Source organism: Neisseria sp. P0024.S006 (assembly GCF_051956595.1).
GTDB lineage: Bacteria > Pseudomonadota > Gammaproteobacteria > Burkholderiales > Neisseriaceae > Neisseria.
Genome location: NZ_JBQCXH010000002.1, coordinates 58,293 through 83,817, shown reverse-complemented (window position 1 = coordinate 83,817; position 25,525 = coordinate 58,293). Strand labels below are relative to the sequence as shown.

At 50.0% G+C, this 25,525-nt stretch carries 22 protein-coding genes; 15 read left to right on the top strand and 7 right to left on the bottom strand.

All coding sequences use genetic code 11. The annotated features are described in order from the left end of the window. The first annotated feature begins 15 nt into the window (after window positions 1–15). The 3 genes from lptB (at window position 16) to hpf (ending at window position 2,635) form a co-directional block, all read left to right on the top strand. Window positions 16–750 carry an LPS export ABC transporter ATP-binding protein gene (gene lptB / locus ACTHUF_RS04125; RefSeq protein ID WP_003679854.1) on the top strand — a complete coding sequence of 245 codons (735 nt, stop codon included), beginning with the start codon at window positions 16–18 and terminating at the stop codon, window positions 748–750. 165 nt (window positions 751–915) lie between these two features. After that, complete coding sequence (gene rpoN, locus ACTHUF_RS04120; RefSeq protein WP_440407197.1) at window positions 916–2,271, top strand: RNA polymerase factor sigma-54; 1,356 nt, start codon at window positions 916–918, stop codon at window positions 2,269–2,271. Window positions 2,272–2,320: 49 nt separating this feature from the next. Next, window positions 2,321–2,635 carry a ribosome hibernation-promoting factor, HPF/YfiA family gene (gene hpf, locus ACTHUF_RS04115; RefSeq protein ID WP_049335299.1) on the top strand — a complete coding sequence of 105 codons (315 nt, stop codon included), beginning with the start codon at window positions 2,321–2,323 and terminating at the stop codon, window positions 2,633–2,635. Between the two features lie 73 nt (window positions 2,636–2,708). Here the strand turns inward: hpf and ACTHUF_RS04110 are convergent, their stop codons facing one another. Continuing rightward, complete coding sequence (locus ACTHUF_RS04110) at window positions 2,709–3,959, bottom strand: AmpG family muropeptide MFS transporter (RefSeq protein ID WP_199903539.1); 1,251 nt, start codon at window positions 3,957–3,959, stop codon at window positions 2,709–2,711. Between the two features lie 390 nt (window positions 3,960–4,349). Here ACTHUF_RS04110 and ACTHUF_RS04105 point away from each other — a divergent pair, with 390 nt between their 5' ends. The 3 genes from ACTHUF_RS04105 to ftnA (ACTHUF_RS04095) all read left to right on the top strand — a co-directional run bounded on the left by ACTHUF_RS04105 (window position 4,350) and on the right by ftnA (ACTHUF_RS04095) (window position 6,335). Continuing rightward, the gene (locus ACTHUF_RS04105; RefSeq protein WP_254321482.1) at window positions 4,350–4,493 is read left to right on the top strand and encodes a hypothetical protein; all 144 of its coding nucleotides are present in this window, start codon (window positions 4,350–4,352) and stop codon (window positions 4,491–4,493) included. Between the two features lie 842 nt (window positions 4,494–5,335). After that, complete coding sequence (gene ftnA, locus ACTHUF_RS04100) at window positions 5,336–5,821, top strand: non-heme ferritin (RefSeq protein ID WP_107696729.1); 486 nt, start codon at window positions 5,336–5,338, stop codon at window positions 5,819–5,821. Between the two features lie 16 nt (window positions 5,822–5,837). After that, window positions 5,838–6,335 carry a non-heme ferritin gene (ftnA, locus tag ACTHUF_RS04095; RefSeq protein ID WP_003686798.1) on the top strand — a complete coding sequence of 166 codons (498 nt, stop codon included), beginning with the start codon at window positions 5,838–5,840 and terminating at the stop codon, window positions 6,333–6,335. 171 nt (window positions 6,336–6,506) lie between these two features. Here ftnA (ACTHUF_RS04095) and pgi read toward each other — a convergent pair whose 3' ends face one another. Next, the gene (pgi, locus tag ACTHUF_RS04090) at window positions 6,507–8,147 is read right to left on the bottom strand and encodes a glucose-6-phosphate isomerase (RefSeq protein ID WP_004518847.1); all 1,641 of its coding nucleotides are present in this window, start codon (window positions 8,145–8,147) and stop codon (window positions 6,507–6,509) included. 258 nt (window positions 8,148–8,405) lie between these two features. On the opposite strand from pgi, the gene ACTHUF_RS04085 reads away from it, so the two are divergent. From ACTHUF_RS04085 to ACTHUF_RS04055, 7 genes are all read left to right on the top strand, one after another. Beyond that, the gene (locus ACTHUF_RS04085) at window positions 8,406–9,449 is read left to right on the top strand and encodes a LacI family DNA-binding transcriptional regulator (RefSeq protein WP_049344511.1); all 1,044 of its coding nucleotides are present in this window, start codon (window positions 8,406–8,408) and stop codon (window positions 9,447–9,449) included. 194 nt (window positions 9,450–9,643) lie between these two features. Continuing rightward, window positions 9,644–10,966 carry an MFS transporter gene (locus ACTHUF_RS04080; protein WP_440407194.1) on the top strand — a complete coding sequence of 441 codons (1,323 nt, stop codon included), beginning with the start codon at window positions 9,644–9,646 and terminating at the stop codon, window positions 10,964–10,966. Window positions 10,967–11,174: 208 nt separating this feature from the next. Continuing rightward, on the top strand, window positions 11,175–13,478 hold the full coding sequence (gene parC, locus ACTHUF_RS04075) for a DNA topoisomerase IV subunit A (protein ID WP_440407192.1): 2,304 nt from the start codon (window positions 11,175–11,177) through the stop codon (window positions 13,476–13,478). A 70-nt stretch (window positions 13,479–13,548) separates the two neighbouring features. Beyond that, a complete protein-coding gene (locus ACTHUF_RS04070) occupies window positions 13,549–15,135 on the top strand; it encodes a two-component system sensor histidine kinase NtrB (protein WP_440407190.1) in 1,587 nt (528 codons plus the stop codon). Beyond that, a complete protein-coding gene (locus ACTHUF_RS04065) occupies window positions 15,128–16,756 on the top strand; it encodes a sigma-54-dependent transcriptional regulator (protein WP_440407188.1) in 1,629 nt (542 codons plus the stop codon). Before ACTHUF_RS04070 ends, ACTHUF_RS04065 begins: the two co-directional genes overlap by 8 nt. Before the next feature lie 48 nt (window positions 16,757–16,804). Further along, window positions 16,805–17,557 carry a class I SAM-dependent methyltransferase gene (locus ACTHUF_RS04060; protein WP_440407186.1) on the top strand — a complete coding sequence of 251 codons (753 nt, stop codon included), beginning with the start codon at window positions 16,805–16,807 and terminating at the stop codon, window positions 17,555–17,557. Window positions 17,558–17,659: 102 nt separating this feature from the next. After that, window positions 17,660–18,343, top strand: coding sequence for a 2,3-diphosphoglycerate-dependent phosphoglycerate mutase (locus ACTHUF_RS04055; RefSeq protein WP_036493345.1), 684 nt, complete (start codon window positions 17,660–17,662; stop codon window positions 18,341–18,343). 134 nt (window positions 18,344–18,477) lie between these two features. Here the strand turns inward: ACTHUF_RS04055 and ACTHUF_RS04050 are convergent, their stop codons facing one another. After that, the gene (locus tag ACTHUF_RS04050) at window positions 18,478–19,269 is read right to left on the bottom strand and encodes a DsbC family protein (protein WP_188213342.1); all 792 of its coding nucleotides are present in this window, start codon (window positions 19,267–19,269) and stop codon (window positions 18,478–18,480) included. Between the two features lie 135 nt (window positions 19,270–19,404). On the opposite strand from ACTHUF_RS04050, the gene ACTHUF_RS04045 reads away from it, so the two are divergent. Continuing rightward, window positions 19,405–21,594, top strand: a complete 2,190-nt coding sequence (locus tag ACTHUF_RS04045) for a primosomal protein N' (RefSeq protein WP_440407184.1) — start codon at window positions 19,405–19,407, stop codon at window positions 21,592–21,594. Window positions 21,595–21,673: 79 nt separating this feature from the next. Here the strand turns inward: ACTHUF_RS04045 and ACTHUF_RS04040 are convergent, their stop codons facing one another. The 3 genes from ACTHUF_RS04040 to ACTHUF_RS04030 all read right to left on the bottom strand — a co-directional run bounded on the left by ACTHUF_RS04040 (window position 21,674) and on the right by ACTHUF_RS04030 (window position 23,840). After that, on the bottom strand, window positions 21,674–22,348 hold the full coding sequence (locus tag ACTHUF_RS04040) for a hypothetical protein (RefSeq protein WP_440407182.1): 675 nt from the start codon (window positions 22,346–22,348) through the stop codon (window positions 21,674–21,676). A 335-nt stretch (window positions 22,349–22,683) separates the two neighbouring features. Continuing rightward, entirely contained in the window at window positions 22,684–23,022 is a 339-nt protein-coding gene (gene erpA, locus ACTHUF_RS04035) for an iron-sulfur cluster insertion protein ErpA (RefSeq protein WP_003680162.1), read from the bottom strand. 131 nt (window positions 23,023–23,153) lie between these two features. Then, the gene (locus tag ACTHUF_RS04030) at window positions 23,154–23,840 is read right to left on the bottom strand and encodes a helix-turn-helix transcriptional regulator (RefSeq protein ID WP_315094181.1); all 687 of its coding nucleotides are present in this window, start codon (window positions 23,838–23,840) and stop codon (window positions 23,154–23,156) included. A gap of 261 nt (window positions 23,841–24,101) precedes the next feature. On the opposite strand from ACTHUF_RS04030, the gene ACTHUF_RS04025 reads away from it, so the two are divergent. After that, entirely contained in the window at window positions 24,102–24,377 is a 276-nt protein-coding gene (locus ACTHUF_RS04025) for a hypothetical protein (RefSeq protein ID WP_003748371.1), read from the top strand. A gap of 76 nt (window positions 24,378–24,453) precedes the next feature. On the opposite strand, the gene argC is transcribed toward ACTHUF_RS04025, so the two are convergent. Next, window positions 24,454–25,500 carry an N-acetyl-gamma-glutamyl-phosphate reductase gene (gene argC, locus ACTHUF_RS04020; protein WP_049348769.1) on the bottom strand — a complete coding sequence of 349 codons (1,047 nt, stop codon included), beginning with the start codon at window positions 25,498–25,500 and terminating at the stop codon, window positions 24,454–24,456. Window positions 25,501–25,525: the final 25 nt, after the last annotated feature.

Below are 25,525 nucleotides of genomic sequence, written 5' to 3'. Positions count from 1 at the left end.
GAAAGTCAACAGAATATGAGCGCAAACAACAGCCGTCTTGTGGTTCAAAACCTGCAAAAAAGTTTCAAAAAACGCCAAGTCGTCAAAAGTTTCTCCCTTGAAATCGAAAGCGGCGAAGTCATCGGCCTGCTCGGCCCCAACGGCGCGGGTAAGACCACCAGCTTTTACATGATAGTCGGCCTGATTGCCGCCGATGCAGGCAGCGTAATGTTGGACGGCCAAGAATTGCGCCACCTGCCCATTCACGAGCGCGCCCGCCTCGGCGTCGGCTATCTGCCGCAGGAAGCCTCGATTTTCCGCAAAATGACCGTGGAACAAAATATCCGCGCCATTTTGGAAATCAGCATGAAGGACAAAAGCCGCATCGATGCCGAACTGGAAAAACTGTTGGCCGATTTGAATATCGAACGCCTGCGCAACAACCCCGCGCCGTCCTTGTCCGGCGGCGAACGCCGCCGTGTCGAAATCGCGCGCGTATTGGCCATGCAGCCGCGTTTCATTTTGTTGGACGAACCTTTTGCCGGCGTTGACCCGATTGCCGTCATCGATATTCAGAAAATCATCGAGTTCCTCAAATCACGCGGTATCGGCGTATTGATTACCGACCACAACGTGCGCGAAACCCTCAGCATCTGCGACCGCGCCTACATCATCAGCGACGGTACGGTATTGGCTTCAGGCAAGCCGGATGATTTGGTCAACAATGAACAAGTCCGTTCGGTTTACTTGGGTGAAAATTTCAAATATTGAATGTATATTTGACGGTATATGAAGCCCTCATTTTGATTGAGGGCGGCTATAAATATTGGAATAATCACTACAAATACAAATATAATACCGATAACCTAATCTTTCAGACGGCCTGCCGTATAAAGGCCGTCTGAAAAACTATCCATACATTTCGAATCAAACACTATGTCTTCACTCGTCCTTAAACTCAAACAGACCCAGCAGCTCAACCAGCGGCTGCAACAGTCTCTGCGCATCTTGCAGATGTCGGGTCTTGAGCTTGAGCGCGAAGTGGAAGACTGGTTGTCAGACAATCCTCTGCTTGAGCGTCCGGAAACCGATGAGTTTGCCGATAGCGTGCTCAACCGTGCCGTCACCATGCCGCGCGCAGGTCAGCAGTTGAGCGGCGACGATGCCGAAGATATTTGGAGCAACATCGCCGAAGAAGAGGATTTCAAACACTATCTGCATGCCCAAGTGTGCGAGCATCCGCTCTCGCAAGTGGAAGCGGCCTATGTTCACGTCTTGATTGATTTTTTGGACGAACAAGGCTACCTCACCGACAGCCTCGAAGAAATTATCGACCACACGCCGTTGGAATGGATGCTGGACGAAGAAGCCCTGCAAAACGCGCTGGATGTATTGCAAACCTTTGAGCCGCCCGGCGTGGCGGCGGCGGATTTGACCGAGTCGCTTATGTTGCAGTTAATGCGTTTGCCGGCTTCTCCTGCCCGACAAATGGCCGCGCATTTGGTGCAAAGTTCGCTTCAAGACTTAGGCAAAAACCGCAAACAAAACGTTCTGCGTTTCCGCAAACTTTATCCCGATACCGACAGCGAAACCATAGAAGCAGCGCTCGATATGATTGCCGAGCTCAATCCCTATCCGGCCTACGGTTTCGCCTCTGCCACGCCTACACCTTATATTCAGCCTGACGTTTGGGTCAAAGAGGGCAAGGACGGCTGGGAAGTCATCAGCAACGAGGCGGCTTGGCCGAAGCTGCAGCTCAATCAGGAATATTGCGACCTGATGAAATCGGCGGAAGAGGGCGCGCCGAAGTGGAAGGAAAAAATCAGCGAAGCCAAACAGCGCATTGATTCTTTGGAACTGCGCAAAAGCACAGTCCTTCGCCTTGCCGAGTATATTGTCAAAAATCAGGAAGATTTTTTCATCTTCGGCGAAATCGGTCTGTCGCCCATGCTGATGAAAGATGCCGCCGCCGAATTGGGTTTGGCGGAAAGCACCATTTCGCGCGCCGCCAACCAGAAATATTTGTCTTGCCCGCGCGGCCTGTTTGCGTTACGCTATTTCTTCACACAGGCAGTGAATGCCGACGATGACGGCGAAGGGTTCAGCCAAGGCGCAATCAAAGCCGTATTGAGCCAGCTGATTGAAAGCGAAGACAGCAGCAAACCTTATTCGGACGAGACCCTCGTCAAATTATTAAAACAACGCGGCATTGAAATCGCCAGACGTACAGTTGCAAAATATAGAGAATCATTAGACATACCACCGGCACACAAACGAAAATTTACCGAGTAGATATATTCCGATCCGTTTTGACGGACTAATCAACCGAAGGAGCTGTATCATGAATCTGAAAATCACCGGTCTGAATTTTGATGTTACCGAAGCCATCAAAAACTATGTTTCCGATAAGTTGGCACGAATCAATCGCCACGCTGACAACATCATCTCCGTGACCATTACGCTCTCGGTGGAAAAAGTCAATCAAAAAGCCGAAGCCGATGTGCATTTGGCAGGCAAAGATTTGCACGTTGAAGCGATCGAACAGGATATGTATGCCGCGATTGATGTTTTGATGGACAAGCTCGACCGCGCTGTTTTGAAACATAAAGAAAAAAGCGGCGATGTCCGCAGTACTGTCAAACCTGCTGCCGAATAAAGTTTTTGTATGATAAAGACCGTCTGAATATTCAGACGGCCTTTTGTTTTGCTAGATGTTTTAGACTGGCAATCTAGTTACTCACTTTTTCACCATTCCACGGTGCCACTTTAAACAGCAGCAACATGCCCGGTATGCCCAAAGCGAAACACAGCCAGTAGAAATTGAAGTAGCCCATCGCTTCAATCAGATAGCCTGCCGAAGCATTGATAAATGTACGGGGAACGGCTGACAGGCTGGTAAAGAGGGCCAATTGTGTGGCCGTGAAAGCAGGATTGGTTTCACGGGCCATATAGGCGACAAATGCCGCCGTACCCAAGCCTACGCCTGCCGCTTCCGCACCAATCACGGCGGCAAGCATCATTTGCTCTGTCAGTGTGATGGTTTCGAATTTGCCAAAATTTGCCAGCCAAGCAAAGCCTAGAATAGTAACCCATTGCGCCACGCCGAAAATCCACAAAGCTCTATTGATGCCGAGCTTTATCATCCAAATACCGCCTACAATACCGGCAATGACAGCAGGCCATAAACCGGCATTTTTGGCAATGAGGCCGATGTCGGTTTTGCTGAAGCCCATGTCCAGATAAAACGGCGTTGCCAGAGACGTTGCCATACTGTCGCCCAGTTTGTAGAGAAAGATAAACAGCAATACCAATATGGCCTGTTTGATTCCTTTGCGTGAGAAGAACTCACTGAAAGGGTCAGAGACTGTTTGGGCAAATGTACGCGACACAGATGGTGGAATGTCAGGCTCTTTAGCTAAAAACAGGGTCATCAGCAGACCGGGCAGCATAAATAGTGCAGTAATGATGAATACGTTGTGCCAAGGCATTAAGTCGGCCAGAATCAAGCTGAGCGAGCCGGGTACCAAAGCGGCGATACGGTAGGCATTGACGTGGATAGAGTTGCCTAAGCCTAATTCTTCATCTGACAAAATTTCGCGTCGAAATGCATCCAATACAATATCTTGGCTGGCAGAGAAAAAGGCGACCACCAACGATAAGCCCATAATTACATATAAATGCTGAGCAGGATTTAGGAAGGCGTAAATGAGCAAGGTCAGCAGCAAACCAATTTGCGTAACCAGCATCCAACCGCGTCGCCGTCCTAAAAAAGGTAATCTGACCAAATCAATGACGGGAGACCAGATAAATTTCCAAGTGAAAGGCAGCCCGATAAGTGCCATCAGGCCGATGGTTTTCAAATCGACATGTTCGCTGCGCAACCATGCCGGAATCAGGTTGATCAGAAAATAAAGCGGCAGCCCCGAAGTGAAGCCTGTAAAGATACAAATCAGCATACTGCGCGAGAAAATTCGCTGCATAGTGCTGGGTTGGGGTGCGGTTGTCATAGTGGAATCAATAAACAATAAAAAAGAAAAGGGATATTGTAGCAAAGATGGGGAATATGGCGAATGAGCTTCTGCTATCTTTATTGAATAAAGGCCGTCTGAAACTTTGACAAATTAAGTTTCAGACGGCCTTTTGTTGGAACAACTGGTTTGGCGGGCAACGGAGACTTCAGGACGGAAGAAGGGTTGCTTGGGTGTATTTATAAAATTGAAGTTAAGAAAGTTTCAGACGACCCCTAGAGATCGTTTGAACGATGAGAAATATCAGTGGTAATTTGTGCCGTCAGTGTAGCCGTTTCCTGATTTGTCCACAGCAAAAGCAGAAATCGGACCGACCGTTACTGTCCCTTTAGGCTGAGTTTCTTGGTAATACTCATATGCTGCAACACCCATACCAGTTGCAGCACCAACAGCAGCACCAATTGTGCCACCGACCATAATAGCTGGTCCGGCAGGAATACTGCCAAAAGCTATACCGACACCCAGACCAATACCTGCACCAATTGATCCTCCTATTTATGCACCATTTGCTCCTCCTTGAAGGATTCTCTCTCCTAAGCCTCCTCCATAAATTAGTTCCAGATCCTCAATGGATAGTTCAATCATGTTATTTTTCCTTTTCAAAAAAATTAGATGTAGAATATTGAGTCAATACACCCAATATGGAAAAAATAATAAAAGCATGAATATAAATCATAAAATCAACATTATCTCCTTGGTAGCTTTCATAAATAAAAACGATTGGTATTGATATACAAATTAAAATGTACAGGTACTTTGAAATTACCAGTAACTTATACACAAATTTTGATTTCATAGCCTAGTCTTTCATTTGAATAAAATCTACCCTAATCAACTTTCCAACCAACTTCCTAACTTCTTCATGCTTTCCCTGATTGAAGTTAACCAGTAGATTTTTCAACAATATGTATATTATGTTAAATAATAAATGGTAATTGTCACATTCAAATATTAAGGATAACCTACTTTGAAACTATATCGCTTTGATGCGTAATTCTATAAAAAACATTGAATTTTCATGTTTTCTATTTATCCAGTATTTTGGAGTTGATAAGTGAGAGCAAAAAACTTTGGAAATCTACGATTCTCCTTCCAACACCTCATCATTTCTCTAGAGAATTTAGGCAAAGGCGATATTGATAACTCATTTCATTAAATGGAACCAAATGAGAATCATTTATTTATAAAATCCTTTTAAATTAATGGGTTACAATAAAAATTGATAAAATAAAATTGACTATTCTCAATAAAATGAGTAAAATTCATCCGCAAATACAAATTTTGTATTGTGATACATCTATTAACCGCATTAAGAAAAGGAGTTAGTTATGCTAAGTAAGTCAATTACAGCAAAATTAAACGAACAAATTAATCTCGAGTTGTATTCATCAAATGTCTATTTGCAAATGAGTGCATGGTGCCATAAACATGGTTATGAAGGCGCTGCAGCATTTTTACTTCGTCATGCCGATGAAGAATTGGAACATATGCAAAAGTTGTTTACTTATGTGAGCGAAACCAGTGGAATGCCTTTGTTAGGTAAAATTGACACCCCTAAACACGATTACGCTTCATTAAAAGAAGTTTTTGAAACAACACTTGAACACGAAAAACTAGTGACATCTAAAATTAATGAGTTAGTTGAGAGTACTTTTGCAGAAAAGGATTACTCTACTTTTAACTTCTTACAATGGTATGTAGCTGAACAGCATGAAGAAGAAAAATTATTTAACAGTATTGTTGATAAATTCAAACTTCTTGGTGAAAGTGGTACAGCGCTCTACTACATTGATCGTGAATTAAAAACTTTATAAGAATAGGAGAAATAAAATGTTATCAAATAGCGTGATTAAACTATTAAATGATCAAATGAATTTAGAGTTTTATTCTTCTAACTTATATTTACAAATGAGCGCCTGGTGCGAACAACAAGGTTTCGAAGGAGCTGCAAAATTTTTATCAGAGCATGCGGCTGAGGAAATGCAGCATATGCGTAAACTCTTCACTTATTTAAATGAGACCGGCGCATTGGCTATCATCACACAAATTGATGAACCACCTCATCAATTTTCATCATTGAAACAAGTACTTGAATTAACTTATGAACATGAAAAGTTAATTACCTCTAAAATCAATGAATTAGTTGGTAGAACTTTTGAAGAGAAAGACTACTCTGCCTTTAACTTCTTACAATGGTATGTGGCTGAACAACATGAAGAAGAAAAATTATTCAGTGGAATTTTGGATAAATTAAATCTTCTTGGTGAAGATGGTAAAGGTTTGTTCTTAGTTGATAAAGATTTAGGCGCATTAACAACAAATAACTAATCAAGTCTGATGAAAAAGGCTAAGTCATTATCGATTTAGCCTTTTTTTATATCAAAATCTAGCTACTTTTGTCTAAAAGTGCGGTGCTTTAACGGTTCATTCTTACCGCCGATTAGGTTTTGAAATGCCCGTAAGACAGGCAGATATGTTTGTTTTACGGATATTTTATTTTCAGACGGCCTTCGATGCTGCGTTGCAGTTGCGGTAGAAGGCAATCAGACCGTTGGTGGAGCTGTCGTGTGCCGGGGTGCCGCGTTCGAGTTCGGGTTCGATGGTTTTGGCCAGCTCTTTACCGTATTCCACGCCCCATTGGTCGAAGGGGTTGATACGCCAAATTACGCCCTGAACGAAGGTGCGGTGTTCGTAGGCTGCCATCAGCATGCCGAGGTTGAAAGGTGTCAGGCTGTCGATGAGCAAGCTGTTACTCGGACGGTTGCCGGGGAATTCTTTTTGCGGCGCAAGACGGTCGCGTTCGTCTTGGGGCAGTGCGGCCAATTCGACTTGTACTTCGTCTAAGGTCTTGCCTTTCATTAGCGCTTCGGCTTGGGCAAAGGCGTTGGCAACGGTAAAGCGGTGTTGGCGGTGGTTGCCGTAGATTGTGGTCATGGGAACGATGAAATCAACGGGAATCAGACGCGTACCTTGGTGTAGAAGCTGGAAGTAGGCATGTTGGCAGTTGACGCCTTCATCGCCGAAGACAATGCCGCCGGTGGTGCAGGAAACGGGTTGGCCGTCTGAAGTACGCTGTTTGCCGAGGCTTTCCATATCGAGCTGGTTGAGCCACGGGGTAAAGAGGCGCATATTGTGGCTGTATGGGACAACGGTTTGGCCGTCTGAATGTTGGAAGTTGTTGTACCAAACGTTGATGAGTGCCATCAGGACGGGAATGTTGCGGCGGAATGGTGTCTCGAAGAAATGGGTATCCATCGCGTGTGCGCCGGCCAGCATTTTGCGGAATGCTTTTTCGCCGACGGCAACCATCAGCGGCAGGCCGATGGGCGACCAGACGGAATAGCGGCCGCCGACCCAGTCGGACATGGCGAAGACTTTGTCTGGGGAGATGCCGAAGTTTTGGGCTGCGGCCACATCGGCGGAAATGGCGCAGAAGTGGCGGTAGATGCCGGAATCGGGCAAACCTGCATCGCGATACCAAGTGCGAGCGGCGTAGGCATTGAGCAGGGTTTCTGGTGTGCGGAATGATTTGCTGGCAATGCTGAATACGGTGGTCTCGGGATTGAGGCCGAGAAGGGTTTGGGTCAGGTCGGCATCATCGGAGTTGCTGACAAAGTGGACGCGGATGTTTTGCCAATAAGGCTGCAGCGCCTGTGTAGCCATGCGCGGGCCTAAATCGGAGCCGCCGATGCCGATGTGAACCAAATCGGTAATGGGTTTGCCGGTAATGCCTGCGTGGGTGCCGTCTAGGAGTTGGCGTGCGAATTCGAGGGTGCGGTTGAGCTCGTGATGAACTTTGGACACGATGTTTTCGCCGTCAACGTAAACAGGTTTGGCATTGGCAGGCAGGCGTAGGGCAGTGTGGAGAACGGCGCGGTGTTCGCTGGTGTTGATTTTTTCACCGCTGCTCATGGCCTGCATATATTGTGGCAAATCGGCCGCTTCGGCCAGTTGGCACAATAAATCAAGGGTGTTTTCATCTAGGCGGTTTTTGCTGTAATCAAATAACAAACCATGCAGAATTTCGTGCATATTATTGAAACGTTCGGCATCTGCGGCGAAGCGTTCGCGCAGGGTAACGTGTTGAGTATCGGCATGATGGGTTTCCAAGGCCTGCCATGCGTCTGAGTATGCGGACATCTCGTTTCCTTAGTATGTAACGGTAAAATAAGCAGGATAGATAGGTATTTCCTGCTTTTTTGTAGTGGCTTGTAGTTTAACAAATTTGAACAGGTTTTGGGAGGTGGCGGGGGTGTTTTTGTTTAAGAAATGTATGCAAAATGAAAAAGAAATGATTGATTATCATCAAGTTTCTGTAAAAAAAAGGGGTATGACACCGATGTCTGCTGTGTTATCCTATGTAACATTATTGAAATCTTGTCGGGACGGGTCCGTAAGATGGCTACAATTTATGATGTCGCTGCTTATGCCGGGGTATCTCCCAAGACGGTCAGCCGGGTGATTAACGGCGATGCGCCGGTCAGTGATAAAACCCGTTCTAAAGTAGAAACAGCGATTGCTGCTTTGGGCTATATCCCGTCTTCTGCGGCGCGGATTATGCGGTCACACCGTTCCGGCTTGGTCGGTCTGATTACCGGCGCCATTTCGCGGACAGGCGAGAATACGGGCGGACACGGCATACCGGATATGTTCTTGATTAAGGGCATTCAGCAGCAGATTCGTGCACAAGGCAAGATTTTGATGATTGCCGACATCGACAACAAGCCAGGGCAGCCCGGTCAGATGGAGCCGCTGATCCGTACCTTTATGGAGCATCGTGCCGAGGGGATTTTATATGTGGCCGGTTTCCATCAGGAAGTATTGCTGCCGGAAGTGCCCAACCGTTGCCCGATGGTGTTGGTCAACTGTTTCGATTTGGCAGGTACGCCGTCGGTTTTGCCGGACGATGAAGCAGGGCAGTATGGCTTGGTGCGCCGGATTATCCAAAGCGGACACAAACGGATTGCTTATGTGACTTTGCAGCCGGGCGTAGAAGCAACGAGATTGAGATTGGCCGGATACCGCCGGGCTTTGGCGGATGCGGATATTGTCTTCGATCCTGATTTGGTGCAAACTGGTTATCCTGACTTCAGCAATGACAGCGGATCTTTGATTTCGGCTATTTTGAAACTGTTGTCTTTGACGCTTCCGCCGACGGTCATTTGCTGCGGTAACGATGAAATGGCAGTACGCGTGTACGGGATTTTGAGGACGCGCGGCGTGCGGGTTCCCGAGCAAGTTTCGGTTGCCGGCTATGATAACCACAGCGCGATTGCGGAGACGCTGTTTCCGCCGTTGACCAGTACCGAGCTGCCTTATCTGCGCATGGGCGCGATGGCGGCGGATTTGCTGTTTCAATACATTGAACACCCGACCGGCTCGGTTCAGTCAGTCAAGGTCGTTGGGGAAACCATCTGGCGTCAGTCTGTGATTAATAAATAGTTTCAGACGGCCTGAAAATAAGCTTTAAACAACGCAAACACACATCAAAATAAGATTATGTAAACGGTCAAAATAAAGGCCGTCTGAAAACAGGATTGCCTCATTAAAAAGGCGGCCCAATACAATAAAAGCGTCATACCGCTGAAATTGGAGTTTGTTGTTTCCATAGTTTATTATCCAGGAGTAGCCTTACTATGAAAATCTCCCCACAAGTGGCGATGACACTTCGCCAGATTATGCTGATGAACTTCGGTTTCTTCGGTATTCAATATAGCTTCGGGTTGCAGCAAACTGCGATTAACCCGATTTTCAGCTTTCTTCATGCCGATCCGAGCCAATTGCCGATTTTGAATATGGCAGGCCCGATTACCGGTTTGCTGGTGCAGCCGATGATTGGTGCGATGAGTGACCGCACTTGGGTGCCCGGATTGGGCCGCCGCCGTCCGTATTTCTTGATTGGCGCCATTGGTTGCAGTCTCTGTCTCTTTATCTATCCGCACGTTACCGCCTTGTGGGTGGCCGTATTGCTGCTGTGGCTCTTGGACATCAGTAATAATACTGCAATGGAACCTTTCCGTGCCTTCATTGCCGATACCGTTCCTGAACACCAGCAATCCACCGGTTTCTTGATGCAGTCCGTGTTTACCGGTTTGGGTATTACCCTGGCCAACGTTTCCCTCTACATCTTCCAGCAAATCGGCTGGTTGCAACAAACTTCCGAAGCAGGCATTCCGTATTGGGTATTCGGTTCGTTTTATATTGGTGCGGTCTGCTCCATCGGTTCGGTTTTGGTTACCGTTTTATCAACGGCCGAACGCGAGCCCAGCCCTGAAGAAATGGCGGCCATTAAAGCCCAGCCGAGCGGTCCGGCTCATGCTGTTAAAGATATTGTCGTTGCCGTGCGCGAAATGCCGACTGCCCTGTGGCAACTGGCTTTGGTTTATCTCTTCCAATGGTACGCGCTCTTCATCTACTGGCAATATATTTCCCACAGTATCGTCCAATCCGTCTGGGATTCGACCGTTGAAAATACCGAAGCGTATAGCCAAGCGGTTGCATGGACCGGCCTGGTAAACGGTTTCTACAACGTTGTAACCTTTATCTCCGCCTTCGGCCTGATGTGGATGGCGCGCAAATACGCCGCCAAATATGTTCACGCCTTTGCCGTAACCCTTGCCGCGCTGGCCTTGCTCACCATTCCGCACATCGGCAACAAATACCTGATGTTTGCGCCGATGATTGGTTTCGGTGTCGGTTGGGCAAGTATGATGGGTGTGCCGTTTATGATTGTGGTCGGCTCTATCCCTAAAGAACGTTACGGCGTGTACATGGGTATTGTGAACATGATGATTGTGATTCCAATGCTGATTGAAACCGTATCTTTCGGCTGGGTGTACAAAACCTTCTTGAGTTCAAACCCTGCCAACGCGATGACTTTTGCCGGTGTTTCCCTGGCCATTGCCGCCGCGTTGACCTTAACCATTAAAACTACGGCCAAACCGGCTACTGCAGAATAACGAAGTTTTGATTTAAAACCAAAATGAAAAGGCCGTCTGAAACATGAAAGGGTTTCAGACGGCCTTTTTTGTCGAAACGGATTCCATTTGCTGACCTGATTCTGTAAGCCTTATTGTCGCTGCACTACCGTTCATCACTCAAATTGGCTATGACTACCGATTTTGCTTTACAATATCCTTCTTTAATTTATTTCGTTTTACCATCCTGATGACAGAACACATTTCCGCTCCAAGCCCATCTCCTATCGGCGAAGACTACCTGCTGTTAGGTCAGTACGCCGAACGTGCCTATCTCGAATACGCCATGAGCGTGGTCAAAGGCCGCGCGCTGCCTGAAGTTTCAGACGGCCAAAAGCCTGTACAACGACGTATTTTGTTTGCCATGCGCGATATGGGTTTGACGGCGGGGGCGAAGCCGGTGAAATCGGCACGCGTGGTCGGCGAGATTTTGGGTAAATACCATCCGCACGGCGACAGTTCTGCCTATGAGGCGATGGTTCGCATGGCGCAGGATTTTACCTTGCGCTATCCCTTAATCGACGGCATCGGCAACTTCGGTTCGCGCGACGGCGACGGGGCGGCGGCGATGCGTTATACCGAAGCGCGGCTGACGCCGATTGCGGAATTGCTGTTGTCCGAAATCAATCAGGGGACGGTGGATTTCGTGCCGAACTACGACGGCGCGTTTGACGAACCGCTGCACCTGCCCGCCCGCCTGCCCATGGTGTTGCTCAACGGTGCATCAGGCATCGCGGTGGGCATGGCGACCGAAATTCCGTCGCACAATTTGAACGAAGTCACGCAGGCGGCGATTGCGCTGTTGAAGAAGCCGATGCTGGAAACCGCCGACCTGATGCAGTACATCCCCGCGCCCGATTTTGCCGGCGGCGGTCAAATCATCACGCCGGCGGACGAATTGCGCCGGATTTACGAAACCGGCAAGGGCAGCGTGCGCGTGCGTGCGCGTTACGAAATCGAGAAACTGGCGCGCGGACAATGGCGCGTGATTGTGACTGAGCTGCCGCCGAACGCCAATTCCGCCAAAATCCTTGCCGAAATCGAAGAGCAGACCAACCCGAAACCGAAAGCAGGCAAAAAGCAGCTCAACCAAGACCAGCTCAATACTAAAAAGCTGATGCTGGATTTAATCGACCGCGTGCGTGACGAGTCCGACGGCGAACATCCCGTGCGTCTGGTGTTCGAGCCGAAATCCAGCCGCATCGATACCGATACCTTCATCAACACGCTTATGGCGCAAACTTCGCTGGAAGGCAATGTGTCCATGAACTTGGTGATGATGGGTTTGGACAACCGCCCCGCGCAGAAAAACCTGAAAACGATTTTGCAGGAATGGCTGGATTTCCGCGTCGTGACCGTAACACGTCGTCTGAAATTCCGTTTGAACCAAGTGGAAAAACGGCTGCACATCCTCGAAGGTCGTCTGAAAGTCTTTCTGCACATCGACGAAGTGATTAAAGTCATCCGCGAATCAGACGACCCGAAAGCCGATTTGATGGCGGCGTTCGGGCTGACCGAAATCCAAACCGAAGACATTTTGGAAATCCGCCTGCGCCAGTTGGCGCGTTTGGAAGGTTTCAAACTCGAAAAAGAATTGAACGAATTGCGCGAAGAACAAGGTCGTCTGAATATCCTTTTGGGCGACGAAAACGAAAAACGCAAGCTGATTATCAAAGAGATGCAGGCGGACATGAAGCAGTTTGGCGACGCGCGCCGCACGCTGGTGGAAGAAGCCGGACGCGCCGTGCTGACGCAAACCACCGCCGACGAACCCATCACGCTGATCCTGTCGGAAAAAGGCTGGATACGCAGCCGCGCCGGACACAACCTCGATTTGAGCCAAACCGCGTTCAAAGAAGGCGATCGTCTCAAACAAACCCTTGAAGGCCGCACTGTTTTACCCGTCGTCATCCTGGATTCATTGGGCAGAACCTACACGCTCGATGCCGCCGAAATCCCCGGAGGACGCGGCGACGGCGTACCGGTTTCATCCTTAATCGAGCTGCAAAACGGCGCGAAACCCGTCGCCATGCTCACCGGCCAGCCCGAACAGCATTACTTGCTTTCAGGCAGCGGCGGCTACGGCTTTATCACCAAGTTGGCCGATATGGTCGGACGCGTGAAAGCGGGTAAAGTGGTGATGACCGTGGACAGCGGCGAAACCGTCCTGCCGCCGGTTGCCGTCTATGCTTCTTCGCTGATCAATCCCGACTGCAAAGTCGTACTGGCCAGCAGCGACCACCGCCTCTTGGCGTTTTCCATCGGCGAGCTTAAAGTCATGCCTAAAGGCCGCGGTTTGCAGCTGATGTCGTTGGCTGATGGTGCATCTTTGGAACACATTATGGTGACGACTTCTCCTGAATTTACCGTTGTATCGGTCGGCCGACGCGGTGCAGAACATCAGGAAAAACTGCGTATTGCCGATATTGACGGCAAACGCGGTAAAAAAGGCAAGGTATTGGAAATATCAGGCCGTCTGAAAAGTTTGTCCTGAAACAAGAACAAATATATCTAAATAAATTAAATTTATACGACATTGCATGATAATAAAAAAAGGTTCATTTATGAACAGAGCCAATCTTCAAGAACTGGGTAATCTGAGGGAGCGGATTCCCGGTGTAATCAACATTGCCCGAATAGCCATCGTCTTACCGCTTTTGGTTTTGCACGCTTTCGGCAGCTACACGGGTGGCAACCTGATTGGCATTTCGTTGCCGGACGTTGAGTTTTATATCTGGGTAACGCTGTATTTCCTCCTGATTATGCTCTCCGTGTTCCGCCCGGGCTGGCAGTGGCAGTCTTTGGATTTGCCCAATGCCAGTGCCGTGGTCGACATCACCATGATGATGGTTTTGGTGTATATCTCCGGCGGTACGGCTTCCGGTTTCGGGATTTTGGTTTTGCCGTTTGTTGCTACGTCGTGTCTGCTCAGTTATGGCCACTACCCTATGCTGTATGCAGGCTATACGGCCATGCTGTTTATTTTGAACCTGTTTTTAGACGGCAGCATGCGTTTCGATTCGTTTAATTGGGACGCGAAATCAATGGTGAATTCTTCGATGCTGATCGGCGCAGGCTATCTGGTGGCGATGCTGACATCGTTTGCTGCCCGTTATCTGGAGCAGGCCACAGAGTCCGCCAGCCGTCATCAACTGGCCTACCGCCGTATTAGCGGCTTGAACCATTTGGTTTTGAACCGCGTACAGGAAGCGGTTGTGGTGATTGATGCGACCCAACGCGTGTGGCTGTTTAACAAACAGGCAAAAATCTATTTCCCCAGCCTGATTATCGATCAGCAGGAAATCGTGTTTGGCGAACTGGTGGCACGTTGGCAGCGCCAACCCGACAAACCTTTTGAAACCGATATCCATATTTTCCAACACGCCATGCACGTTCGAGCCGTTCCGCTGATTCAGGAGCAAACCGAGCTGCTGATGTTGTATGTCCGCTCATTGCGTGAAGTGGCTGCTGAGGCCATGTCCACCAAGCTGACTTCGCTTGGACAGTTGACTGCCAACCTTGCCCACGAAATCCGCAACCCGATGTCCGCCATCCGTCATGCCAGCGATTTATTGCAGGAAGGCGATGAGGCAGATCCGCTAAAGGCCAAGCTCTACAACATCATCGACAGCAATATCCAACGTATCGACAAGATGTTGGAAGACGTATCCCTGCTTAACAAACGAGACAACATCAGCCGCCAGCCGATTAATCTGATGAAATTCTGGTTGGAGTTCAAGCAGGAATTTACCTTGAACAATCCCGATGCCATCGGCTGTTTGCGTATGAATATGGACGGCAACAATCTGACCGTATTGGTTGACCCCATGCATTTGCAGCAAGTGATGTGGAACTTGTGCAACAATGCTTGGAGACACAGCCGTCAGGACGAAAACGCCATTACCGTCCTTATCCGTTCAAGCGGCAGGATGCACATTTCTATCGTAGTGGCGGACAACGGCAAAGGCGTGCCGCCCGATGTACGAAATCATCTGTTCGAGCCGTTTTACACCACCGAAAAACAAGGCACCGGCTTGGGGCTTTACGTCGCACGCGAGTTGGCACACGCCAATATGGGGCAGCTGCATTATCACCCTGAAATGAACGGGTTTGAACTGATTTTACCGAAGGAGCAAGCGCAGGATGAATAAATTGCAAGAGCCAGTTTTGGTTGTCGATGACGAGGCAGACATCCGCGACCTGATGGAAATGACCCTGATGAAAATGGGTCTGCGCGTCGATACTGCGGCTGGTGTTGAAGAAGCCAAAGACAGGCTAGACAACAACGATTATTCGCTGGTGTTGACCGATATGCGTATGCCCGACGGCTCAGGCCTCGAGGTTGTCCAATACATCGACGAGCTGATGCTTGACACACCCGTTGCCGTGATTACGGCTTTCGGCAATGCCGACCAAGCCGTTGAAGCCTTGAAAGCAGGGGCATTTGATTATCTGCAAAAACCGATTACGCTGTCGCAGTTGCGTTCATTGGTTAAATCGGCAGTATCGGTTTCCGATAATACTGCCGAACCCACGCCGTCTGAAAAAGTCAAATCGCAGCCTGCGCCTGTTTCTGCCGCCCTGTATAAACCCGAACCTCAGCCGGCCAAGCCTGTCGTTACGCCGCCTAAGAGCGTACAGAGCGAATTTAACCGGCCTTTGACTGTTCCGGAAGGGCTCAATTCCTTAAAAGAGCGTTTTTCGGCCGGCAACATCAATCCTGCTTTGCAACAAGACGCACCTATATTGGAAGGCGAGGACGATATGCCGCGCCTGTTGGGTACTTCGCCGCAAATGGTCGAAGTGCGCCACCTGATTCGCAGATTGGCACGCAGCCTTGTTCCCGTTTATATTTCCGGCGAATCCGGTACGGGTAAAGAGCGGGCGGCACGCACGATTCACGAGCTGTCCGACCGCGCCGACAAACCGTTTATTGCCGTTAACTGCGGCGCGATTCCTGAAAACCTGATGGAAAGCGAATTCTTCGGCTACAAAAAAGGCAGCTTTACCGGCGCGGATCAAGACCGTCTCGGCTTTTTCCAACATGCCGACGGCGGTACACTGTTTCTCGACGAAGTTGCCGATTTGCCGCTTGCCATGCAGGTCAAACTCTTGCGCGCCATTCAAGAAAAAGCCGTGCGCCGTATCGGCGATGCGCGGGAAACCTTTGTGGATGTGCGCATTATTTGCGCAACCCACAAAAACCTCGAAGCCTTGGTTGAAAGTGGCGCATTCCGCCAGGACTTGTATTACCGCCTCAACGTTGTCTCCCTGCACATGCCGCCTTTACGCGAAATGCGCGAAGACTTGGGCGCGCTGATTCTGTATTTGCTGTACAAACACCGTCACGGCAATCAAACCTACAAACTCAGCCCGAAAGCCCAAGAAGCCCTGTTGCATTACAGCTATCCCGGCAACTTCCGCGAGCTGGAGAATATCCTCGAACGCGCCGTTGCACTGACGGTCGGCCAAGTGATACAAGTGGACGATTTGCAGATTCAAAACGCCCCGCAGGCCAAAGCCGATCGCAGCAGCCTTTCTTTTGACGACATCGCCGAACCTGACGCGCGCGAAACCACGCTCAATCACAGCCCCATTCCGCCGTTTGATCCGCGCACCATGCAGATACAGGATTACCTTGACCAAGTGGAACGCAGCATCATCGAGCAGGCCTTGCAGCAAACCCGTTACAACCGTACCCAAGCCGCCAAACTTTTGGGCATCAGCTTCCGCTCCATGCGCTACCGCATGGAACGCTTGGACATCAATTAAAACGTTCAGACGGCCCAAGTTTTCCAGGCCGTCTGAAACATAAGCCTTATGTACAAGATTTATTTTGACGAAACCGCATCTGCCGAACTTCGCAGCCTTGCCGCGCCTTTTGGGTTGACCATTATCGACCGGCAGCCTGAAGCAGGCAGTTTCCTTATCGCTGACGAAAGCGGCATTAGTTTGTGCCGTGCCGGTGAAAAAGGCCGTGTCCGCGTTGATTTTGATGGCGGTGCCGCCCATTACCGGCGCACTAAAGGCGGTGGCGAGCTGATTGCCAAAGCCGTCAACCACACTGCGCAACCGACTGTCTGGGATGCTACCGGCGGACTGGGACGCGACAGTTTTGTGCTTGCCTCGTTGGGTTTGAATGTACACACTTTTGAACAAAATCCTGCGGTTGCCTGTCTACTTTCAGACGGCCTCAACAGAGCAGGGCAAAGTGAAGAGACACGGGAGATTGCCCGGCGAATTACTTTGTATTTCGGCAATGCCGTTGATTTGATGCAGGAATTATCTGCGCAAAACGGCAGGCCCGATGTGGTGTACCTCGACCCGATGTACCCGGAACGCCGCAAAACCGCCGCCGTGAAAAAAGAAATGGCCTATTTCCACGACTTGGTCGGTGCGGCACAAGACGAAGCCGAGTTGTTGGATGCGGCATTGGATACCGCCAAAAAGCGCATTGTCGTCAAACGCCCGCGCTTGGGAGAGTTTCTCGACGGGCGCAAACCGGCATATCAATACACCGGCAAAAGCACGCGGTTTGACGTTTATCTTCCGACAAGGCCGTCTGAAGACTAGAAGCAAACTTGCAACATATCAAAAGAAGCCGCCGACGTTATCAGCGCGGCGGCAAAGTGTGCTATAAATACCTTTTCCCAAACTTCATTGGAGCAAACAATCATGGAATTAGTATTCATCCGTCACGGACAAAGCGAATGGAACGCGAAAAACCTTTTCACCGGCTGGCGCGACGTTAAGTTGAGCGAGCAAGGTTTGGCAGAAGCCGCCGCAGCAGGTAAAAAGCTGAAAGAAAAAGGCTATGAGTTCGACATCGCCTTTACTTCCGTCCTGACCCGTGCCATCAAAACCTGTAACATCGTTTTGGAAGAATCCGACCAACTGTTTGTTCCGCAAATCAAATCATGGCGTTTGAACGAGCGCCACTACGGCCAGCTGCAAGGTTTGGATAAAAAACAAACCGCAGAAAAATACGGTGACGAGCAAGTCCACATCTGGCGCCGCAGCTACGACACCCTGCCTCCGCTGCTCGATCCTAAAGACCCGCATTCCGCCCACAACGACCGCCGCTATGCCAACCTGCCTAGCGATGTTATTCCCGATGGCGAAAACCTCAAAGTTACCCTCGAGCGCGTCCTGCCTTTCTGGGAAGACCAAATCGCTCCGGCCATCCTGAGCGGCAAACGTGTTTTGGTTGCGGCACACGGCAACTCCCTGCGCGCGTTGGCCAAACACATCGAAGGCATTTCCGACGAAGACATCATGGGCTTGGAAATCCCGACCGGCCAGCCGCTGGTGTACAAATTGGACGAAAACCTGAAAGTGGTTGAGAAATTCTACCTGTAAGGTAAAGGGAAAAAGGACGTGGCGGACACGTCCTTTTTTGTATTTGTCTGTTTGAGGCCGTCTGAAAGCAATTGATGGCGGGCGACATGAAAAAAGGACGCGTAAAGCGTCCTTGATGGAGATTAAACCCTGTATTACTGGTTTTTCTCGATAACTTCTTTGAGGTGGGGCATAGGGCTGTAACCGCTTTGGCTGCGGCCGTTAGGGAAGACCAGGGTCGGCGTGCCGTTGAAGCCGAATTGTTCGCCCAATGAAGTGGTTTCCGCAACAGGGTTTTCGCAGTTTGCTTTGCCGCTTGGGAGTTTGCCTTTACGCATCCAGTCAATCCATGCCTGAGTCGGATTAGGTTGGCACCACAACAGCTCGGCTTTGCGCGCGGCATCAGGGTGCAGGCTCGGAATCGGCATCATGAAGGTGTAAATCGTGATGTCGGTCATTTTTTCAAATTCATGCTCCAAGCGTTTGCAGAACGGGCAGTCCGGATCGGAGAAAACGGCGACTTTCAGTTTGCCGTTGCCGCGCACTTCTTTGATGGCTTTGTCCAAAGGCAGGGAAGCGAAGTCGATTTTGTTCAAGTCGGCTGCGCGTTCTTCAGTCAGGCTTTGGCGCGTGTTGACGTTGATGAGGTCGCCGACGAGCATATAGTCGCCTTTGGCATCGGTATAGATGATTTGTTTGCCGCTGACGACAACTTCGTAAATGCCTTTAATCGGTGTTTCACTGACGCTCAAAACTTTCAAATCTTGGGCAGCATAGACTTTTTCCAAACGCGCTTTCAAAGAAGCGGCAACGGATTTGTCGGCAGGCGCTTCCGCTTTGGCAGCCGGCGCAGGCGCGGCGTTGGCGTTGGATACGGCAGGTTGACCGCATGCCAACAAAGGAAGGACGGCAAACGGTGTTAAGATTTTGATTAACTTGGTTTTCATGCGAGAGACTTGCGTGTGTTGAAAGTAAGGCATTGTATCAAACCTCCGTCATGTCTGCATTGTACTCAGGCTCAAATTATCGTCTGAAATTAGCTTTCGGCTGTTAAAATACGAAAAAATGATTTGATTGTTTGTATGTTCTACCATCGTATTGCCGTAAACGTGCCGCTTTCAGACGGCCTTTTGACGTATTCCTATTCTGAGCCGCTTCCTCCGGGAACGCGGGTGCTTGTGCCTTTCCGCAATAAAACTGTTGTCGGGATTGTGTGGGAAACGGATATTGCGCCTGATATGGATACGGCGCGGATTTTGAGTGTTCAGACGGCCTTTGTGGAAGAAAAGCCGTTGCCTCAAAGCTGGCGTGATTTGTTGGCGTTTACGTCGCGTTATTACCACTATCCGACCGGGCAGGCGGTGTTTGCCGCACTGCCGCAGGGTTTGAAGGAAACGCGCGCGGTGGAAATGCCGCAGCCGCCGTTGTTTTACGCTTTGAACGAAGCGGGTAGGGCGCAAACGCCGCCGCCGTCTCGGTTCAACAAAAAAGCGGCTTTGTGGGACGCGCTGCTGTCGGGTGGAATGACGATGGCGGCGTTGAAGCAGGTGAACGCGCAGGCAGCGAAATTAATCGAAGATTGGGCGGAGCAGGGCTGGATTGAAACGACGGAAGCGGCGAAGTCCGTTTTAGAGTCGTGCCATGGGCAGGCTTCGCACTCTGAATTTGTGTTGAATGCCGACCAGCAGAAGGCTTCCGATGAAATTCAGACGGCCTTTGGTAAATTTCAGCCGTTTCTGCTGTACGGCATTACCGGCAGCGGCAAGACTGAAGTGTATTTCGATGCGATGGCGAAAGTGTTGGCACAGGGGCGGCAGGTGTTGTTTTTGTTGCCCGAAATCAACCTCACGCCGCAGCTTTTGAAGCGGGTGGAAAGCCGTTTTGCCGACGTGCCGACCGCCGTGTTGCACAGCCAGATGGCGGCAGGCAAGCGCACGCAGGATTATCTGCGCGCCATGTTGGGGCAGGCGAAATTGGTCATCGGCACGCGGCTGGCGGTGTTCACGCCTTTGCTTGATGTCGGGCTGATTGTAGTCGATGAGGAACATGACGGCTCGTTCAAACAAGACAACGAATTGCGCTACCACGCCCGCGATTTGGCGGTGTGGCGGGCGAAGCAGAGCGGCTGCCCCGTCGTGTTGGGCAGCGCCACACCCAGCTTGGAAAGCTGGCACAAGGCGCAAAGCGGCGCGTACCGCCTGCTGCAACTGACTGAGCGCGCTCATGCTTCAGCACAACTGCCGCAAGTGGAAATACTCAACGTAGGCCGTCTGAAACTAGACAACGGCTTCTCGCCGCAAGCCTTGCAGCTTTTGAAACAAAATTTTGAAGCAGGCGGCATGTCGCTGGTGTACCTCAATCGGCGCGGTTTTGCGCCCGCGCTGTTTTGCGGCGACTGCGGCCATACCTTCGGCTGCCCGAACTGCTCCGCCAAAATGGTGCTGCACCAACGCGCCCGCCAACTGCGCTGCCACCACTGCGACCACCGCGAACCCATCCCGTTCAAATGCCCCGACTGCGGCAACCAAGACCTGACCGCCGTCGGCCACGGCACGCAGCGCGTCGAAGAAACCCTGCGCGCCTTCCTGCCCAAGGCCGCCGTCGTTCGTGTTGACAGGGACAGCACCGCGCACAAAAACGACTGGGCGGATTTGTACCGCCGCATCGCCGACAACGAAATCGACATTTTAGTCGGCACGCAGATGCTCGCCAAAGGCCATGATTTCGCGCGGCTCAACCTCGTTATCGTCTTAAACGCCGACGGCAGCCTGTACAGTGCGGACTTCCGCGCACCGGAAAGGTTGTTCGCCGAGCTGATGCAAGTGTCCGGCAGGGCGGGGCGTGCCGACAAACCCGGCAAGGTGCTGATACAGACCCAACTGCCCGAACATCCCGTTTTCGCCGCCGTCAAAGCGCAGGACTACGCCGTGTTTGCCGAAAACGAATTGAACGAGCGGCAAATGTTCGCCATGCCGCCTTTCGGTTTTCAGACGGCCGTCCGCGCCGACGCGCCGCGCGTTGCCGATGCGATGGAATTTCTCAACGCCGCCAAAGAAACCCTCGCCCCGCTTTTGCCCGAAAGCGTCTCCCAGTTCGGCGCCGCCCCCATGCTGATGGTGCGCCTCGCCGAACGTGAACGCGCGCAAATCTTTCTCGAATCGACATCGCGACAGGATTTGCACCGCGCCGTGAGTTTGTGGGTGCAGGTGTTGCAGCAAAACCGTGACGGCAAAATCCGATGGTCGGTGGATGTGGATGTGCAAGAGGTTTGATTGGAATGATGCAATCAATATAAATATAAAAGGCCGTCTGAAAATCTGTTTTCAGACGGCCTTAAGTTTTGAAGTCAGTTTAGAAGAATTTTGCAGCGATATAGCCGAGAGCAAGCAGGCTCAAAACGGCGAATACGATGGCCATTGTAAGCAGAAACTGTGTTTTCTTCCTCGCTGCCAGTGCGGCCAACTCTGGATTTTGGCCTAACTCTTCGCGTAGTTGGGATTCTAATTCGGCGCGGATTTTCTTGCGTAGTTTTTTCTCTTCCTGCTCGCGCTCATATTTGAGCTTGTGGGCAATTTCGGTTTGTTTTTTGTGCTCGAAAGAGATTTTTTCCTGCCATTCAATGCGCTTACGCTGGATGGCCAGCTCATTTTTTTCTGTCAAATCAAAGTGGCAGGTCTTACATTCTTGTGCATCGAGTTCGTCAATAATCGTCATGCAGACGGGGCATTGGATGGGGTCGAGGATATTGACTGCCGATACGGGTTCTTCTTCGAGCGCCTCCAATTCCATGGCCTGACGGACAATGACGTCCAAACCCAAATAGCTGAAGTAATGCTGTGCATTTTCGCGCTCGTCTTGCGTGCATTTTTCGGCCACAATGGCTTGCGGACGCTCTGCCAAGGCTTGAATCAGGCTCTCGGCTTCGTTTTCGGGCAGGTTGTCATACAGGCAGGCATGGATGCGCTCCTTATCCGTGTTCGGCGGATAAGAAACATATACGTCGAAAAATTTTTCTTGTTTGCTCATTGATATCCCATGAATATTTCGACTGCGTCAACCCAATGGGTTGGGCCTGAGGTTTTGTTATTGTGTTTGAGCTGTTTTGGCTTGCGATGCAGGCAAAAACAGAGGCTGCAGTCTGAGGCAGACCGGATAGGGGATGCCTTCGTGTCGTTAATCGGTTGGACAATGATTTTTTATTTATATGGCAATATGCATGTCCAAGGTTATGTCTATTGTAGAGTAAATATTCACGCCCGATATTATTATTATAAGATAAATCCAATATTGTTTAAAATAAATTCACACAAAAGGCCGTCTGAAGATACAGACGGCCTGTTTTTCGTGAAGAAACGGATTGTTTATACGGAGAAGGACGAGCCGCAACCGCAAGTCGTTTCGGCATTCGGATTGCGGATGACGAATTGAGAACCTTGCAGGCTTTCGGTGTAGTCGATTTCCGCACCAACCAGATATTGGTAGCTCATCGGGTCGACCAAGAACGTCAGGCCGTTTTTTTGGATTTCGAAATCGTCGTCGTTTTTGATTTCGTCAAAGGTAAAACCGTATTGGAAGCCGGAACAGCCGCCACCGTTGACGAATACGCGCAATTTCAGGTCGGGATTGTTCTCTTCGGCAATCAGGTCGGCAACTTTGGTGCAGCAGCTGTCAGTAAAGATAATAGGGCTTTCGTCTGACATGATGTGATTCCTTTTATATGAATGTTTTTACTATTGTCGCGCAAACCGTTGGCCAAAGCAAGTTTGTGCAGACAGGTCTGCCAGCTTACATGGAGGGCATGGCAGAAATTTCAAGCGTCAGTATGTCAGATTTAGATGCTTCTACCAAACCATTCGACTCGGCCGATGATGGCAACGTCGTCGGTCGGGTTTTTCAGGTCGATTTCAAAAGTAGGGTAGGCTTCATTGGCGGAAATGACGTTGACGATGCCGCCGGGTATCAGTTGCAGGCGTTTGACCAGAAGGTTTTCGTTGAGACGCAAAACATAGAGGCCGTCGCGCGGCGTGGTTTGGCCGTGGTTGATGAGGATGGTGTCGCCATCATTCAGCACGCCTTCCATCGAGTCGCCTTTGACTGAGATAACGGAAAGGTTTCTGATGTCGCGCGTCACATAATTTTCTATCCAATAGCGTCGGAACGCCATGGCGAACATGGGCTGCTCATCGCCGACGAGCTGGCCGTGTCCGGCCGCTGCTTGGATGTCGTAACGCGGTACGAAGACAAATTCGTCTATATCGACAGGGTTGCCCAGTGTGTCGGTGGCCGTGGCTTTTGGGGCTTCGGAATCGGGGAAGGGGGAGCCTTCGCCGGTCAACAGCCAGTCTATGCTGCAGCCTTTAAGTTGTTTGATTTTTTTTAGCGTTTCCGATTTCGGCAGGCCGCCTTCATTCCAGATACGGCTGAATCCGGCGATGGTCATATCGATGTCGGCGGCGATTTTGGCTTGGCGGGCTTCATCTTTCCATAAGAAAGCCAGGCGGTCTTTAAAGGTATCCATGTTTATGCCTTTATGGAGGTATGTTTTTTATATGGTTTGGATGATTTGAGTGTATTTTACCTTAGTTTTTATAAAATTGTAAGAAAAAAATTACTAAATATAAGAAAAAGTATTGCATATTTTATTTTTTCTTAGTATTATTCGTTTTGTCTTAGATGAATCGATATTTCTAATTTTCTATTCGATTTTTCTTAGTTTAGTTTTATTTGGTTTAGTTTTTCTGACTTAAACCTGCTATGTGATTATGATGAGAGGTATGAAATGACTCGTTCGCGTAAAAATATTTTTTGGGTGCTGCTGGCGTTGGTGCTGGGTTTTTTTGCCCTGCCTTTCGGATCTTCGGAAGCGCATGAAGCGGACGGTAATCTGACGGCTTCGGAGTGCGAACGCTTGGGCAGCTTGAGTCTGGATCAGATGGACGGCAGGCTGCTGGCTTTTGCCAAAGAATGCGATATGGTGGAGGCCACCCACGATTGGGAACAACAGTACGGTAACTTGAATGAAGAAGAAATGCTTGCCGGCGTGGTGTATGAGTGATGTTTGCGTATGAATTAATGAAGGCCGTCTGAAAACCATTGTTTCAGACGGCCTTGTGTTTTCAATAAGGATGATATTAAGGCATCAATGGTGCATTGGTCAGGCCGGTGGTTTCGGGCAGGCCGAACATGATGTTCATATTCTGTACGGCTTGACCGGCTGCGCCTTTAACCAAGTTGTCGATGACGGAAAGCACAATCCACACATTGTCTTGATCAGGCGCTTTTTGAACGCTGATACGACAAATATTAGCGCCGCGCACGCTGCGGGTTTCAGGTGTCGAACCTGAAGGCAAAATATCGACAAAAGGACTGTCGCGGTAGTATTCACGCAGTAAGGCTTCAGGATCGGTATGTTCTTGCAGGTGCAGATACAGGGTGGCGTGCATACCGCGTATCATCGGAACAAGGTGTGGCACGAAAATCAGGCCATCTGAAACATGGTCTTGCAGTCCGGACAGGGTTTGTCGGATTTCAGGCAGATGGCGGTGGCCGCCGACGCCGTAGGCTTTGAAGTTGTCGCCTGCTTCGCACAACAAGGCGTGGGTACTGGCTTTGCGGCCTGCGCCGGAAACACCGGATTTACAGTCGGCAATCAGCGGCGCATTGGCTTTCAGACGGCCTGCTTGAAGCAGCGGCAATAAGGGCAGGGAAACGCAGGTGGGGTAGCAGCCCGGATTGGCCACCAACATGGCTTTGGCGATGTCGTCTTTGTGAAGTTCGCACAAACCGTACACTGCTTGGGAAACGAGTTGCGGCGCGGCATGGGTCATTTTGTACCATTTTTCCCATGTGGGGATGTCGCGGATGCGGAAGTCGGCAGACAGGTCAATCACGCGTACGCCTTTTTCGACAAGGGCCGGTGCTTCTTTCATGGCTACGCCGTTGGGTGTGGCGAAGAATACGAGGTCGCAACGGTCAAGCCCGGCATCCTCGGGCGTTTGGAATACAAGGTTGTAAATGCCGCGCAGGCTGGGGAAGTAGTCCGCTACGGCAATACCGGCTTCGCTTCGGCTGGTAACGGCGGTGACTTCTGCGTTGGGGTGGCTGCTGAGCAGGCGCAACAATTCGACGCCTGTGTATCCGGTTGCACCGACAATACCGATTTTAATTTTTGTGGTCATGGTGTGGCTCCTTTGTAGGGATGAC

Excerpts from the sequence above, each read along its gene's own strand:
- lptB (WP_003679854.1), top strand. The coding sequence starts at position 16 with ATGAGCGCAAACAACAGCCGTCTTGTGGTTCAAAACCTGCAAAAAAGT.
- rpoN (WP_440407197.1), top strand. The coding sequence starts at position 916 with ATGTCTTCACTCGTCCTTAAACTCAAACAGACCCAGCAGCTCAACCAG.
- hpf (WP_049335299.1), top strand. The coding sequence starts at position 2,321 with ATGAATCTGAAAATCACCGGTCTGAATTTTGATGTTACCGAAGCCATC.
- ACTHUF_RS04110 (WP_199903539.1), bottom strand. The coding sequence starts at position 3,959 with ATGCAGCGAATTTTCTCGCGCAGTATGCTGATTTGTATCTTTACAGGC.
- ftnA (WP_107696729.1), top strand. The coding sequence starts at position 5,336 with ATGCTAAGTAAGTCAATTACAGCAAAATTAAACGAACAAATTAATCTC.
- ftnA (WP_003686798.1), top strand. The coding sequence starts at position 5,838 with ATGTTATCAAATAGCGTGATTAAACTATTAAATGATCAAATGAATTTA.
- pgi (WP_004518847.1), bottom strand. The coding sequence starts at position 8,147 with ATGTCCGCATACTCAGACGCATGGCAGGCCTTGGAAACCCATCATGCC.
- ACTHUF_RS04085 (WP_049344511.1), top strand. The coding sequence starts at position 8,406 with ATGGCTACAATTTATGATGTCGCTGCTTATGCCGGGGTATCTCCCAAG.
- ACTHUF_RS04080 (WP_440407194.1), top strand. The coding sequence starts at position 9,644 with ATGAAAATCTCCCCACAAGTGGCGATGACACTTCGCCAGATTATGCTG.
- parC (WP_440407192.1), top strand. The coding sequence starts at position 11,175 with ATGACAGAACACATTTCCGCTCCAAGCCCATCTCCTATCGGCGAAGAC.
- ACTHUF_RS04070 (WP_440407190.1), top strand. The coding sequence starts at position 13,549 with ATGAACAGAGCCAATCTTCAAGAACTGGGTAATCTGAGGGAGCGGATT.
- ACTHUF_RS04065 (WP_440407188.1), top strand. The coding sequence starts at position 15,128 with ATGAATAAATTGCAAGAGCCAGTTTTGGTTGTCGATGACGAGGCAGAC.
- ACTHUF_RS04060 (WP_440407186.1), top strand. The coding sequence starts at position 16,805 with ATGTACAAGATTTATTTTGACGAAACCGCATCTGCCGAACTTCGCAGC.
- ACTHUF_RS04055 (WP_036493345.1), top strand. The coding sequence starts at position 17,660 with ATGGAATTAGTATTCATCCGTCACGGACAAAGCGAATGGAACGCGAAA.
- ACTHUF_RS04050 (WP_188213342.1), bottom strand. The coding sequence starts at position 19,269 with ATGAAAACCAAGTTAATCAAAATCTTAACACCGTTTGCCGTCCTTCCT.
- ACTHUF_RS04045 (WP_440407184.1), top strand. The coding sequence starts at position 19,405 with ATGTTCTACCATCGTATTGCCGTAAACGTGCCGCTTTCAGACGGCCTT.
- ACTHUF_RS04040 (WP_440407182.1), bottom strand. The coding sequence starts at position 22,348 with ATGAGCAAACAAGAAAAATTTTTCGACGTATATGTTTCTTATCCGCCG.
- erpA (WP_003680162.1), bottom strand. The coding sequence starts at position 23,022 with ATGTCAGACGAAAGCCCTATTATCTTTACTGACAGCTGCTGCACCAAA.
- ACTHUF_RS04030 (WP_315094181.1), bottom strand. The coding sequence starts at position 23,840 with ATGGATACCTTTAAAGACCGCCTGGCTTTCTTATGGAAAGATGAAGCC.
- ACTHUF_RS04025 (WP_003748371.1), top strand. The coding sequence starts at position 24,102 with ATGACTCGTTCGCGTAAAAATATTTTTTGGGTGCTGCTGGCGTTGGTG.
- argC (WP_049348769.1), bottom strand. The coding sequence starts at position 25,500 with ATGACCACAAAAATTAAAATCGGTATTGTCGGTGCAACCGGATACACA.